Genomic DNA, 13055 nt, shown 5'->3' on the forward strand with positions numbered 1-13055 from the left:
CCTGCGTGGGGACGTCCGGGGGCCGGGCGGGGTGGAATCCGGGGCCTCGCCGCCGTGGCGGCATTCGGCCAGTGAGCGGGTGCGCGCACCGCCCAGGGGCGGTTGTCCGTATCCCGTCCTTTCGCCGCAGGCGGGCCCGTGGTGGCATGTCCATGCCGAAATTCGATCGGCGGCCCCCGATGAATGGAGAAACAAGGATGTTGCTCCGCAGACTGACCGTCGGTGCAGCGGTGGTGGCGTTGTCCACCCTGGCGATGCCCGCACAGGCCCACAACGCCACGTATCCTCCCGGGAGAATCACGGTCGACGTCGTCGGCGTGAACGGTTCGGGATGTCCCCAGGGCACGGCGAGCGTCGCCGCCGCCTCCGACAACACCTCGTTCACGGTCACGTACAGCGACTACCTCGCCCAGACCGGCGCCGGCTCCGGCGGAACCGACTTCCGCAAGAACTGCCAGCTCGCCCTCCAGATCCACGTGCCGCAGGGCTTCACCTACGCCATCGCCCGGGCGGACTACCGCGGTTACGCCCACCTCCAGCGCGGGGCCTACGGCCAGGAGCGCGCCAACTACTACTTCCAGGGCATGGCTCAGACCACCCGCAGGACCCACCAGTTCAACGGCCCCTACTCCGACAACTGGCAGGCGAGCGACCAGACGGAGTACGCAGACCTGGTCTGGGCGCCGTGCGGCGAGGAGCGCAACCTCAACGTCAACAGCGAACTGCGCGTGTACGCCGGAACATCGAGCCCGCAGGCTCTGAGCTTCATGAGCATGGACTCCACGGACGGCAGTGTCAGCACGGTCTACCACTTCGCGTGGAAGGAATGTCCCGCGGTCTGACACGGCGTGAGCCCCGGAACCAGCACTTCACGGTCAGGAGTGACAACGATGTCCCCTTCCCTGCCCCGCACCCTGTTCACCGGTGCCGCGGCTGCGGCGCTGATCGTCACGGCGTCCCCGGCCGGAGCCGCCGGCCCGACCCCGCAGATCACCGCACCGCCCGACAAGATCGTGATCGAACTCGCCACGGTGAACGGGTCCGGCTGTCGGGAGGGCACCGCCGAAGTGGCCGTGGCGCCCGACAACACGGCCTTCACCGTCACCTACAGTGACTACCTTGCGCAGGTCGGGCCCGGCGCGCCGCCGACCGGATTCCGCAAGAACTGCCAGCTCAATCTGCGGGTCCACGTACCCTCGGGATTCACCTATGCCATTGTCCAGGCCGACTACCGGGGATTCGCATTCCTCCAACCGGGAGCCTGGGGCCAGGAGAAGGCGAGCTACTACTTCCAGGGAATGCCGCAGACCGCCCAGCGCACCCATCAGTTCAACGGCCCGCTCAATGACAACTGGCAGGCGACCGACAGGACGGAGTACGCGGATCTCGTCTGGGCGCCGTGTGGCGAGAAACGCAATTTCAACATCAACACCGAGCTGCGCGTGAACGCCGGAACGTCCAATCCGCAGACCGCCACCAGCTTTATGACCATGGACTCCACCGACGCGAGCGTGAGCACGCTCTACCACCTCGCCTGGCAGGCCTGTCCGGCACCCCGGCCGCGTTCGCACTAGGACGCGCGCGTCGGGCTCGTCGGGCTGGTCAGTCGGGCCCGACGAGCCCGACGGCCCGTCGTCGCCGGAGGTCTCGCCGGGTGCGAGACCTCCGGCCACGCCGTCGTAGGCCGTGCTCAGGCGGCGCGCCGCGCCCGCACCGGGAAGTAGGCGCGGGCCTCGGGCAGGTACATAGGGACGACGGCGGCCGCGGCCAGCAGATCGGGCAGGGCGTTCACGACACCCCACCACACCGGGTCGACCCCGTCCATGCCGAAGTCGGCGACTCGGAGGAGCAGGAACGCCGCTCCCACGACGGTCAGCACCACACGGGCCCAGCCGCGTCCGGCCCGCATCTGCGCCGCCACGGCCAGCCAGCCGGCCACGAAGACGGCCAGCACCCCTCCCGACAAGGCGAGTTGGGTGATTGCGCTGCCGCGCCCGGCATGCTCGGTCAGTTCGTCCAGACCGGTGGGCGCCACCACGAACACCCCCAGCACCCACACCAGAACCTCGGCCGACACGGCCGCCAGCGTGAGCGCCCACGCCGCCTCGATCTGCCACGGGCGCCTCGGGCGCGCGCTGCTGGTACCTGTGTTCATGACAGCCTCCTTCCGGGGTACGCCCCGTGAGAGTGCGAACGGGACGTCGAGGTTCCCTCCGGTCCCGTGGAACATGGTCGGTTGGAACGTGATCGGATAGTTTGACGGGATGTCCGAACTGCGAACCGAACGCCTTGTCCTGCGCCAATGGCGGGAGTCCGACCTGGCCCCCTGGGCGGCGATGAACGCCGATCCCGAAGTCCGCGAACATTTCGACGGCGTCCTCACCCGTCAGCAGAGCGAGGCGTCCGCGGCCCGGTTCCGGGCCGCCATCGAGCAGCGCGGCTGGGGCTGGTGGGCGGTCGAGGTGCGGGACACCGGCGAGTTCATCGGCTTCACCGGTCTGGACCCGGTGGACGAGGACATGCCGTTCACCGGGGTGGAGGCCGGCTGGCGGCTGGCCCGCTCGGCCTGGGGGCACGGCTTCGCCACGGAGGCCGCCCGCGCGGTCGTGGCCTTCGGTTTCGAAACCCTCGCGCTGCCGGAGATCCTCGCGGTGACCACGGCCGCCAACCTGCGCTCCCAGGCGGTCATGCGCCGAATCGGGATGACCCGTGACCCCGCCGACGACTTCGACGACCTCACCGTGCCCGACGGCCCGCTGCGCCCGAGCGTCGTCTACCGCACGTCACGGGGAACGGCCGCCTGAACGGCCGCCTGAACGGCCGCGTGACGACGACCTGTCCGGTTCGTCAGCGGGAGGGGGCGCCCGCCGCGCCGTTGCGCCAGACCGTCACGTCCAGCGTGAGGTAGGTGCTCGGGGAGTCCTCCGGCGAGATGCCGCGCACCGTGATCAGGCCGAGGTGCCCGGTGCCGGTGGTCAGGCAGATCTGGCGGCCCGTGCCCAGCTTGTCGACGTACACGTTCTGCGTGAAGCGGGTCTCGGTGCGGCAGGTGGCCAGGGACCCCTCCTGACCAGGGTCCAGGAGGACCATGCTGCCGCCCCGGCCCTCGGCGTCGAGATAGCCGCCCGTGTCGTACGACAGCTCGTACCCGCCGTCCTCGCCCTTCTGCGGGCGCAACGGCTCCTCGCCCAGGGTGAGGTGGTACCCCGCCGTGAGGTTGACGCCCTTGTGGTCGGCGGGCGCCGGGTCGGGGCGGGCGCCGCCGGTGCCACCGGAAGCGGACGGCGAAGCGCCGGAGCCGGAGCCGGAGCCGGAGCCCGAGCCGGTGTCCTTGCCCTTGGTCAGCCCGTACACGGCCGCACCGCCGACGACCGCGAGCGCCAGGACCGCGGCCAGCACGGCCGGCCCCCGCCTGCCGGCCCGTGGCCCCGTCGTCTGCTGTGTGTGCTGTGTGTGCTGCGGCTGGAACGGCAACGGCGCCGCGGACTGCGGCGCGGCCGCGCCGAACTGCGTGGGCGCGTACGGGCTCACGGCCGGGTGGGCCGGCTGCGGAGCGGACGGTGTCCGCGGCGCGGCCGCCGGGGGAGCGGGCGGTCGCGGCGTGGACGGTGTCGTCGGCGCGTACGCCGCCGCCCCGCCGGGCGCCGTGGACGGCGTCGTCGGCGGGTGCGTCGGAGGCGGCGGCGTGAGATCCGGAGCGGGCGCGGCGGACCGCGCCGAGATCTCCGCGGTGACCGCCGCCGGCAGCCAGTCCTCGGGGCGCCGCAGCGTGGTGGCGTCGTTCGCGGTCCGGCACAGCGCGATGACCTCGGCGACGGACGGACGGGCCGCCGGGTCCTTGGCGAGGCAGCGGGTGACGAGCTCGGACAGCCGCGGCGGAACCCCCGACAGTTCGGGCTCCTCGTGCACGATGCGGTAGAGCACCCCGTGGGAGGGCCCCTCGCCGAACGGGGGCGCGCCGACGGCGGCGTACGCGGCGATCAGACCGAGCGCGAAGACGTCGGTGGCCGGTCCCACGTCCCGCCCGGACGCCTGCTCGGGCGCCATGAACGAGGGCGTACCGACGAAGACCCCGCTGCCGGTCAGGGAGGTCGCGTCGGCGGCGTGGGCGATCCCGAAGTCGATGACGCGCGGGCCGTCGGAGGCGAGCAGGACGTTCGACGGCTTCAGGTCGCGGTGCACGATGCCCGCGCCGTGGATCACCTGGAGCGCCTCGGCGATCCCGGCGACCAGCAGCAGCACGGTCTCCACGGGCAGCGTGCCGTGCGCGGACACGGCGGCGGCGAGGGAGGGCCCCGGCACGTAGGCGGTGGCCAGCCAGGGGCGCGGACCGTCGGTGTCCGCGTCGATGACGGGTGCGGTGTACAGGCCCTGGACGCGCTGCGCCGAGCGGATCTCCTGGGCGAACCTACGGCGGAACTCCGGGTCTTCGGCGAACTCGGGCCGGATCACCTTGATCGCGACGGGGCGGCCCCCGGGGGTGTGGGAGAGGTACACCTTGCCCATGCCGCCGGCGCCGAGCCGGGCGCCGAGCCGGTAACCGGCCACGGTCGTCGGGTCGTCGGGACCGAGGGGTTCGAAATGCGCCGCTGCCCTGTCGCCGCCCGGCTGCTGACCGTTCATCACCCTGCCGCTCCCCAGTACCGCCCGATCGGTGCGCACCGCACCCTATCCGAGTCGGCGAAGGCGCGTCCGGTGGGTTCGGGAGCGCGCGGTGCGCACGGTGCGGTGGCGGTTCCGAAGGGGCTGACCTGCGCGGGAGGCGGCGACGGTGGCCCGGGGCCCGTGCACGGCCGCGGCCCGCCGCGGGTTACCGTGTCCCTTTCATCCGAGGGGGAACACACAGATGTCGCAGAACACGGGGTGGGCACAGCACCCGGGACAGCCGGTGCCGCCATGGGGAGGCGGCTGGGTGCCGCCGTCGGCGCCGACACCGGGCGTCATACCGCTTCAACCGCTCAGCGTGGGCGACATACTCGGCGGGGCGTTCTCTGCCTTCCGTCAGTACTGGAAGCCCCTGGTCGGCATCATGTTCGCCGTACAGGCCATGGGGATCCTGCTGGTGGCCGCCGCGACCGGCATCGCCGTCGCGGTCGCGCACGACCGGCTGACCAACGTCTTCGACCTCGGGCCGGGCGAGAGCGCCGCCGACGAGGACGTGATGGGCCTGCTCCTCGCCTTCGTACCGGTCGGAGTGCTCCTGCTGGTCACGGTGACCGTGGGCGCGGGGCTGATCAGCGCACTGGGCCCGGCCGTGGTCCAGGAGGCCGTGCTCGGCCGTTCCACGACGTTCGGTGCGATGTGGCGCCGCTGCTGGTCCCGGCTGCCCGCGGTGCTCGGCACCGTACTGCTCGCCGGGCTGATCGCGGGCGCGCCGATGCTCCTCGTCTACGCGGTCGGCATCCCGCTGGTCATCATGTCCGTCGACGGATCCGGCCCGCCAGCCGCCCTGTTCCTGGTGCTCCTGGCCGTCCTGTTCTGCCTGCCCGTAACGGTCTGGCTGGCCACGCGCCTCAGCCTGGCGCCCGCCGCCGCGGTGTGCGAGGGGCTCGGTACCGTCGCCGCGCTGCGGCGCTCCTCCCGCCTGGTCAAGGACGGCTGGTGGCGCGTGTTCGGCATCACCATGCTGGGATACCTCGTGGCGGGGGCCGTGGGCTACGCCATCCAGATGCCCTTCGGCTTCGTCGGCATGGCCGCGTTCCTGCCGAGCGTGATGCAGTCGGGCGAAGGGGACCCGGATCCGGAGGTGGCGGTCGTCGGACTCGGCGTGTACGTGCTCTGCATCCTCGCCGGCGTCCTGGTCAGCGGGCTCTTCCAGTTCGGCTTCCCGCCGCTGGTCACCGCGCTGCTCTACGTCGACCTGCGGATACGCAAGGAGAACCTCGCGGAGTCCCTGATCGCCGCAGCGGTCCCGGCCTCGGCCCCGGCCGGCCCCACCCCGCCGCCGGCCGCCGCCCCGGCCCCTGACCAGACCTGACCTGACCTGACAGACCCTGCTCCGCAGGCAGGATGACCGCCCCGGCCCACCGGCCGGGGCGGCGTAAAACATCGAACACATAAGGCCTCACCCTGTCTTTCCAGGGTCACTTCCTGAAGTCTGAAGCCGATAGCCCGACCGCGGGCGTCGACAGGATCAAGCGCGGGGGTCCGGCGGCATCGCCAGTACAACGACGGCAGCTTTTTTCGTCAACACTTTTCACAAGGATTGAAGAAACCCCGAGTTCACAGCCCTGCCGCGCATCTGACGCACTGTCCGGTCTTCGTTTCGTGAACGCAGGAGCCCTTGACGGGCTTTCCGGCGAGCAGTTCACTCACGCTTCGATCCCCCCGGATCCACGACGTCAGGAGCACTTCGCATGCCCCTCACCCCCACAGGCCGCACGCGTCTCCCGCGCCCCGGGCCCTCCCTCGCGGTGACTCTCGCCGCCGCACTCGTCGCCGCCCTCCTCGTGCTGCTGCCCGGCAGCACCACCGCCCAGGCGGCGCCCGTCCTGCTCTCGCAGGGCAGGCCCGCCACCGCCTCCAGCACCGAGGGCGCCGGCACCCCCGCCTCGGCCGCCGTCGACGGCGACAACGGCACCCGCTGGTCCAGCCAGTTCGCCGACCCCCAGTGGATACAGGTCGACCTCGGCTCCACCGCCCGGCTCAGTCAGGTGGTGCTCCGCTGGGAGACCGCCCACGCGCGCGCCTACCGGATCGAGCTGTCCGAGAACGGCACCGACTGGACCACCGCCTACTCCACCAGCGCCGGGCCCGGCGGCGTGCAGACCCTCGACATCACCGGCACCGCCCGCCATGTGCGGGTGTACGGCACCCAGCGCGCCACCGCCTGGGGCTACTCGCTCTGGGAGTTCCAGGTGTACGGGACCACGGACACCGGGCCGGCCCTCCCCGGCGGCGGAGACCTCGGCCCCAACGTGATCGTCTTCGACCCCTCCACCCCCGGCATCCAGGCCAGGCTCGACCAGGTCTTCCAGCTGCAGGAGTCCGCGCAGTTCGGGTCCGGCCGCTACCAGTTCCTCTTCAAGCCCGGCACCTACCACGGCCTGAACGCCCAGATCGGCTTCTACACCGCCATCTCCGGCCTCGGGCTGAGCCCCGACGACACCACCATCAACGGTGACGTGACCGTCGACGCGGGCTGGTTCAACGGCAACGCCACCCAGAACTTCTGGCGCTCCGCCGAGAACCTCGCCCTCAACCCCGTCAACGGCACCGACCGCTGGGCCGTCTCCCAGGCCGCGCCGTTCCGCCGGATGCACGTCAAGGGCGGCCTCAACCTCGCGCCGAACGGCTACGGATGGGCCTCCGGCGGCTACATCGCCGACTCCAGGATCGACGGCCAGGTGGGCAACTACTCGCAGCAGCAGTGGTACACCCGCGACAGCTCGATCGGCGGCTGGTCCAACGGTGTCTGGAACCAGGTCTTCTCCGGCACCCAGGGCGCACCGGCCCAGGGCTTCCCGAACCCGCCGTACACCACCCTCGACACCACCCCGGTCTCCCGCGAGAAGCCCTTCCTGTACCTCGACGGCAACGACTACAAGGTGTTCGTGCCCGCCAAGCGGGTCAACGCGCGCGGCACCTCCTGGGGCAACGGCGCCGCCCCGCTGGGCAGTTCCGTCCCGCTCAGCCAGTTCTACGTGGTCAAGCCGGGCGCGAGCGCCACGACGATCAACCGGGCGCTGGCCCAGGGCCTGCACCTGCTGTTCACCCCCGGCGTCTACCACGTCGACCGGACCATCGAGGTGAACCGGCCCGGCACGGTGGTCCTGGGCCTCGGACTCGCCACCATCATCCCGGACAACGGGGTGACCGCCATGAAGGTCGGGGACGTCGACGGGGTGCGGCTGGCCGGCTTCCTGATCGACGCCGGTCCCGTCAACTCGCCCTCGCTGCTGGAGATCGGTCCCGCCGGAACCACCACCGACCATGCCGCCGACCCGACCACCGTGCAGGATGTCTTCATCCGCGTCGGCGGGGCCGGCCCGGGCAGGGCCACGGTCGGCATGGTCGTCAACAACCACGACACGATCGTCGACCACACCTGGATCTGGCGGGCCGACCACGGCGACGGGGTCGGCTGGGAGACCAACCGCTCCGACTACGGCTTCCGCGTCAACGGCGACGACGTACTCGCCACCGGCCTGTTCGTGGAGCACTTCAACAAGTACGACGTGCAGTGGAACGGCGAACGCGGCCGGACGATCTTCTTCCAGAACGAGAAGGCGTACGACGCGCCCAACCAGGCGGCGATCCAGAACGGCTCGATCAAGGGCTACGCGGCCTACCAGGTGGCCGACTCGGTCGAGGTCCACGAGGGATGGGGACTGGGCAGCTACTGCTACTACAACGTCGATCCGGCCATCCGTCAGGAACACGGTTTCCAGGCCCCGGTCAAGCCGGGCGTGAAGTTCCACGACCTGCTGGTGGTCTCGCTTGGCGGCAACGGCCAGTACGAGCATGTGATCAACAGTATCGGCGCCCCGACCTCGGGCACCTCGACCGTCCCCTCCACCCTTCTCTCCTTCCCCTGACCCTCGTCGGCCCACGGACTGCGGGGCGGCACCAGCCGCCCCGCGGTACCCGCGTCACGCCGCCCCGGTCAGCGGTCCCGGTGGGCGGCGATGATCCCGGCGTACCGGCGGCCGCTCGACTTGACCGTGCGCCGCTGGGTGGCGTAGTCGACGTGGACCAGGCCGAAGCGCTTGTCGTAGCCGTAGGCCCATTCGAAGTTGTCCAGCAGGGACCAGGCGTAGTACCCGGCGACGGGCGCGCCCCTGCGGGCGGCACGGGCGCAGGCGGCGAGGTGGGCGGTGAGGTAGGCGGCCCGCTCGGGGTCGTGGACGGTGCCGTCGGAGGCGACGGTGTCGGGGTAGGCGGAGCCGTTCTCGGTGATGTGGACGGGCCCGGCTCCGTACTCCAGGTGCAGGCGCATGATCAGGGTCTCCAGACCGCCGGCGTCGACCTCCCAGTCCATGCCGGTGCGCCGGACCCCGGGGCGGGCCACCTGACGGGCGTACGGAGCGGGGCCGTCCGGGTCGGCGGTGACGACCTGCGGGAAGTAGTAGTTGAGCCCGATCCAGTCCAGGTGAGCGGCGATGACGTCGAGGTCGCCCGCCCGCTCGGGGAGGCCGACCCGGTAGACCTCGCGCATGTCGGCGGGGAACCCCCGGCCGTGGACCGGGTCGAGCCACCAGCGGTTGACGTGCCCGTCCATGCGCCGGGCGGCATCGAGGTCGGCGTCCCTGGGGGTGGCGGGCTCGACGGTGGAGAGGTTGTTGACGATGCCGATCCGGGCGCCCGGAGCCGCCGCGCGGACGGCGCCGGAGGCGAGGCCGTGGCCGAGCAGGAGGTGGTAGGAGGCGCGTACGGCGGCGGCCAGATCGGTCAGGCCGGGAGCCATCCGGCCCTCCAGGTGCCCGATCCAGGCGGAGCACAGCGGCTCGTTGAGGGTGGCCCACTGGGTGACGCGGTCGCCGAGGCGGGCGGCTACGAGCCCCGCGTACGCGGCGAAGTGCTCGGCGGTGTCGCGCACCGGCCAGCCCCCGCGGTCCTGCAGGACCTGCGGCAGGTCCCAGTGGTAGAGGGTGACGGAGGGCTGGATGCCGGCCGCGAGGAGGCCGTCGACGAGGCGGTCGTAGAAGTCCAGCCCCTTGGCGTTGACCGGGCCGTCACCGCCGGGGACGACGCGCGGCCAGGCTACGGAGAGCCGGTAGGCGTTGGTGCCCAGCTCCCGCATCAGGGCGATGTCCTCGGGCCAGCGGTGGTAGTGGTCGCAGGCGGTGTCGCCGGTGTGGCCGCCGTCGACGGCTCCGGGCACGCGGGAGAAGGTGTCCCAGATGGAGGGAGACCGGCCGTCCTCGGCGACGGCGCCCTCGATCTGGTAGGCGGAGGTGGCGGTGCCCCAGAGGAAGTCGCGGGGCAGCGCGCCCACGTCGACGGCGTCCCCGCCGGTCGTGGGAAGGCTTTCAGGGAGGGTCATGTGACGGCTCCTGCCGTGAGTCCGGCCACCAGGTACTTCTGCAGAAGGAATGTTCGGCGGGGTTGGTCCAGGCCTTAATTTAGAACGTGAGTTAAGCGGTGTGAAAGGGTCGCGTCAAGGGGTGGGGCAGGGGTATGTTGCGAGCGGAGTCACGCGGACGTGACGGTGGAAGGGGCCAGATGACCACAGGGCGTGGCGGACGCACGGTACGGGACCTGCGGCGCGGCAATCGCAGTGCCGTGCTGCAGCGGCTGTACTTCGGGGGCCCGATGAGCCGCCAGGAACTCGGGCCGGTCACCGGGCTGAGCTCCGGGTCGGTCAGCAACGTCGTCGGCGAACTCGTCGCGGACGGGCTGTTGGAGGAGGCCGGGATCGTCGACTCCGACGGTGGCAGGCCCCGCACCCTGCTGCGCGTCCGCCCCGGCAGCGCGTACATGATCGGCGTCGACGTCGGCGAGACCCGGGTCCGCGTCGAGCTGTTCGACCTCGCCCTGACCGAACTCGCCCGTACCGAGATACCGTTGCTGCCCCGCGGCTGCTACGACGTCGGCCCGGTCGTCGACCATGTCGCGGCCGGAATCGCCACCGTGCTGGCCGACGCGGGTGTCGGCGCGGACCGGCTGCTGGGCGTCGGCGTCGGCGTACCCGGCATCGTCGACCACGACGCGCCCGGCGGATCCGTGGTGCACGGCCAGACCATCGGCTGGGACGCGGTCCCCCTGGAGCGGCTGCTGCGGGCCACCGCGGCGCTGCCCGCGGAGGTCCCGTACCTCATCGACAACGGCGCGCGGACCCTGGGCCAGGCGGAGATGTGGTTCGGCGCCGGGCGGGGCGCCAGGAACGCGGTCGTCGTGCTCTTCGGCTCCGGCGTCGGCGCGAGCCTGATCACCGACGGCTCACCGGACGGCGGAACCACCGGAGGCACACCACTGGAATGGGGCCACCTGACCGTCTCGGTGCGCGGCCGGCGCTGCCGCTGCGGCGCGCTCGGCTGTCTGGAGGCCTATACGGGCGCGGAGGCGCTGCTGGCCCGGTGGGCCGAGCGCGGCGGCGGCCCCGCGCGGCCCGGGGCCGTGGACGAGGAGGCGGCGCTCTGCGCACTGCTCGCGGCGGCGCGCGCGGCGGACCCGGTGGCCGTCGACCTCCTGGAGGAGACGGCGGAGTACCTGGGTGCGGGCCTGTCGGACCTGGTCAACCTGTTCCAGCCGGAGCGGATCCTGATCGGCGGCTGGGCGGGGCTGCTGCTCGGCCCGTACCTCCTGCCCTCGGTCCGGGACTACGTGAGCCGCTACTCCCTGCGCCACCCGGCCGGACGGGTCACGGTGGGCCTCGGCGCGCTGGGAACGGACGCGGTCACGGTCGGCGCGGCCACGCTCCCGCTGTCCGCCTTCTTCGCCGCCGGCGGCCGCCGCGCCGCCCCGGAGCCCGTCGCCGAACCCCCGGCCTGGCGCACCGCGCTGTCCACCCGGGCCGGCGGAGCCTGAGGGCGAGACCCCTCCTGGACCCGGCCGGGCGCGACGCCACGCGCGCACGGCCGATCGAGGGGACAATTGCCCCATGGCTGACACAGGGCTGTCGTCTGAGGGTGCCGGATCCCCGGGCGAGGGGCGCTACGGCGAGCGGGTCTTCCGGCCGGACCAGGGCGGCGAGGGCGACCGGATCGACCTCGGAGCCCTCACCTACGACGACACCACCATGACCCGGCTGCGCGCGCTCGGGGTGGGGCCCGGCTGGACCTGCCTGGACGTGGGGGCGGGCACGGGCACGATCGCCCGCCGCCTGCTGGCGGAGGCCGGCGTCGCGGAGGTCCTCGCCGTGGACCGCGACGTCCGGTTCCTCGCCGCGCGGCCCGTGACCGGACTGACCGTGCTCCAGGCGGACGTCACCGCCGACGACTTCGCCCCGGGCCCCTTCCGGCTCGTCCACGCCCGGTTCGTGCTCATGCACCTGCCCTCCCCGCAGCGCATGGTCGCCGCACTGAGCCGGCTCCTCGCCCCCGGCGGCGTACTGGTCGTCAGCGACGCCGTCGACCTGACCACGGAATCCGCGCCCGGCACGCCGTACACCCGCGCCATGCGGGCCATGTGGCGGGGACTGCGCGACACCATCGGTACGGACGTCTCACAGGTGCCCCGCCACCCCGAACTGCTGCGGGCGGCCGGGCTGGAATCCGTGGCGGCCGAGATCCACGTACCGCCCCTCCTGCCGGGGAGCCCGATCAGCAGGTTCTGGGCCGACACCTGGGAGCGGGCCCGCGCGGCCATGGTGGCGACCGGTCTCGTCGACGACGGACAACTCGACGAAGCCGTACGGTACCTGGCCTCCCCCGCCTGTACCGGCCTGTCGCCCGGCATGCTCACGGCCTGGGGCTGGAAACCGGCCTCCTAGGCCCTGTCCGCGATCGGGTGGTGCGGGGGCATCGACGCCGGGGGCGGGGCCGCCTATGATTCCGACGCCCCATCGCACCTCGAACAGACATACCCAATACGGGAGTTGATGGCGTCCGGGACTCGTACCGGAATCCGCCGCGACACCCGACGAGTTCGGAGGTCCTGTTGAGCACAGCCTTACGCAACCCGCGCAGACTGGCGGCCCTGACCATCGGCCTGGCGGCCCTCCTGGTCGCACCGGCCGGCCCGGCCCTCGCCGCCTCGCAGACCGCAACCGTCGCCGTGGCCACCGATGTTGCCGCCGCACCGGTCGTGGCCAACCCCGGTGGCCAGGTCAACCTCCAGTGGGACCCGGTCCGCCTGCAGATGACGGCCGCCGGCGGCGTGACGCCGTACACGTGGTCCGCCTCGAACCTGCACCTCGGCACGACGATCAACCCTTCGACCGGCCTGATCTCGGGCGTCGTGCGCGGCAGCGGAACCCGCACCGTCACCGTCACCGTCCGGGACGCCACCGGCGCCACCGCCTCGACCAGCTTCACCTGGCGCGTCATCCGCGACGCCTGCCCCCGCTGCTGACCCCGGGCCGGCCCGGCCCGCCCCTCCGCGCCCGCCCGGTCCTGGGCCCTGTCGTCGAACGGCCTGGCCCTGCTTCGACGGCAGGGCCTCGGGCAGGATAC

At 72.3% G+C, this 13055-nt stretch carries 11 protein-coding genes; 8 read left to right on the top strand and 3 right to left on the bottom strand.

The features are described from left to right. Positions 1 to 197 precede the first annotated feature (197 nt). Positions 198 to 842, top strand: coding sequence for a DUF4360 domain-containing protein (locus AAT21_RS29950; RefSeq protein WP_046780089.1), 645 nt, complete (start codon positions 198 to 200; stop codon positions 840 to 842). Positions 843 to 890: 48 nt separating this feature from the next. Further along, positions 891 to 1574: a DUF4360 domain-containing protein gene (locus AAT21_RS29955; RefSeq protein WP_107081429.1), complete on the top strand. Its 684-nt coding sequence runs from the start codon at positions 891 to 893 to the stop codon at positions 1572 to 1574. A 116-nt stretch (positions 1575 to 1690) separates the two neighbouring features. Here AAT21_RS29955 and AAT21_RS29960 read toward each other — a convergent pair whose 3' ends face one another. Beyond that, positions 1691 to 2155: a hypothetical protein gene (locus tag AAT21_RS29960; protein ID WP_046780090.1), complete on the bottom strand. Its 465-nt coding sequence runs from the start codon at positions 2153 to 2155 to the stop codon at positions 1691 to 1693. 109 nt (positions 2156 to 2264) lie between these two features. On the opposite strand from AAT21_RS29960, the gene AAT21_RS29965 reads away from it, so the two are divergent. Next, positions 2265 to 2804: a GNAT family N-acetyltransferase gene (locus AAT21_RS29965; protein WP_046780091.1), complete on the top strand. Its 540-nt coding sequence runs from the start codon at positions 2265 to 2267 to the stop codon at positions 2802 to 2804. A 43-nt stretch (positions 2805 to 2847) separates the two neighbouring features. On the opposite strand, the gene AAT21_RS29970 is transcribed toward AAT21_RS29965, so the two are convergent. Then, positions 2848 to 4623: a serine/threonine-protein kinase gene (locus AAT21_RS29970; protein WP_046780092.1), complete on the bottom strand. Its 1776-nt coding sequence runs from the start codon at positions 4621 to 4623 to the stop codon at positions 2848 to 2850. A 340-nt stretch (positions 4624 to 4963) separates the two neighbouring features. Here AAT21_RS29970 and AAT21_RS29975 point away from each other — a divergent pair, with 340 nt between their 5' ends. Then, the gene (locus tag AAT21_RS29975; protein ID WP_052758056.1) at positions 4964 to 5977 is read left to right on the top strand and encodes a hypothetical protein; all 1014 of its coding nucleotides are present in this window, start codon (positions 4964 to 4966) and stop codon (positions 5975 to 5977) included. Between the two features lie 379 nt (positions 5978 to 6356). After that, positions 6357 to 8537, top strand: coding sequence for a discoidin domain-containing protein (locus tag AAT21_RS29980; RefSeq protein WP_046780093.1), 2181 nt, complete (start codon positions 6357 to 6359; stop codon positions 8535 to 8537). 68 nt (positions 8538 to 8605) lie between these two features. Here AAT21_RS29980 and AAT21_RS29985 read toward each other — a convergent pair whose 3' ends face one another. Beyond that, positions 8606 to 9985, bottom strand: coding sequence for a GH1 family beta-glucosidase (locus AAT21_RS29985; protein ID WP_046780094.1), 1380 nt, complete (start codon positions 9983 to 9985; stop codon positions 8606 to 8608). 179 nt (positions 9986 to 10164) lie between these two features. On the opposite strand from AAT21_RS29985, the gene AAT21_RS29990 reads away from it, so the two are divergent. The 3 genes from AAT21_RS29990 (at position 10165) to AAT21_RS30000 (ending at position 12954) form a co-directional block, all read left to right on the top strand. Continuing rightward, a complete protein-coding gene (locus tag AAT21_RS29990; protein WP_046780095.1) occupies positions 10165 to 11469 on the top strand; it encodes an ROK family transcriptional regulator in 1305 nt (434 codons plus the stop codon). A gap of 73 nt (positions 11470 to 11542) precedes the next feature. Further along, a complete protein-coding gene (locus AAT21_RS29995; RefSeq protein ID WP_046780096.1) occupies positions 11543 to 12373 on the top strand; it encodes a class I SAM-dependent methyltransferase in 831 nt (276 codons plus the stop codon). A 167-nt stretch (positions 12374 to 12540) separates the two neighbouring features. Then, entirely contained in the window at positions 12541 to 12954 is a 414-nt protein-coding gene (locus AAT21_RS30000) for an Ig domain-containing protein (RefSeq protein WP_046780097.1), read from the top strand. Positions 12955 to 13055: the final 101 nt, after the last annotated feature.

The sequence above is a fragment of the Streptomyces yangpuensis genome (assembly GCF_001005295.1).
Classification (GTDB): domain Bacteria; phylum Actinomycetota; class Actinomycetes; order Streptomycetales; family Streptomycetaceae; genus Streptomyces; species Streptomyces yangpuensis.

Excerpts from the sequence above, each read along its gene's own strand:
- AAT21_RS29950 (WP_046780089.1), top strand. The coding sequence starts at position 198 with ATGTTGCTCCGCAGACTGACCGTCGGTGCAGCGGTGGTGGCGTTGTCC.
- AAT21_RS29955 (WP_107081429.1), top strand. The coding sequence starts at position 891 with ATGTCCCCTTCCCTGCCCCGCACCCTGTTCACCGGTGCCGCGGCTGCG.
- AAT21_RS29960 (WP_046780090.1), bottom strand. The coding sequence starts at position 2,155 with ATGAACACAGGTACCAGCAGCGCGCGCCCGAGGCGCCCGTGGCAGATC.
- AAT21_RS29965 (WP_046780091.1), top strand. The coding sequence starts at position 2,265 with ATGTCCGAACTGCGAACCGAACGCCTTGTCCTGCGCCAATGGCGGGAG.
- AAT21_RS29970 (WP_046780092.1), bottom strand. The coding sequence starts at position 4,623 with ATGAACGGTCAGCAGCCGGGCGGCGACAGGGCAGCGGCGCATTTCGAA.
- AAT21_RS29980 (WP_046780093.1), top strand. The coding sequence starts at position 6,357 with ATGCCCCTCACCCCCACAGGCCGCACGCGTCTCCCGCGCCCCGGGCCC.
- AAT21_RS29985 (WP_046780094.1), bottom strand. The coding sequence starts at position 9,985 with ATGACCCTCCCTGAAAGCCTTCCCACGACCGGCGGGGACGCCGTCGAC.
- AAT21_RS29990 (WP_046780095.1), top strand. The coding sequence starts at position 10,165 with ATGACCACAGGGCGTGGCGGACGCACGGTACGGGACCTGCGGCGCGGC.
- AAT21_RS29995 (WP_046780096.1), top strand. The coding sequence starts at position 11,543 with ATGGCTGACACAGGGCTGTCGTCTGAGGGTGCCGGATCCCCGGGCGAG.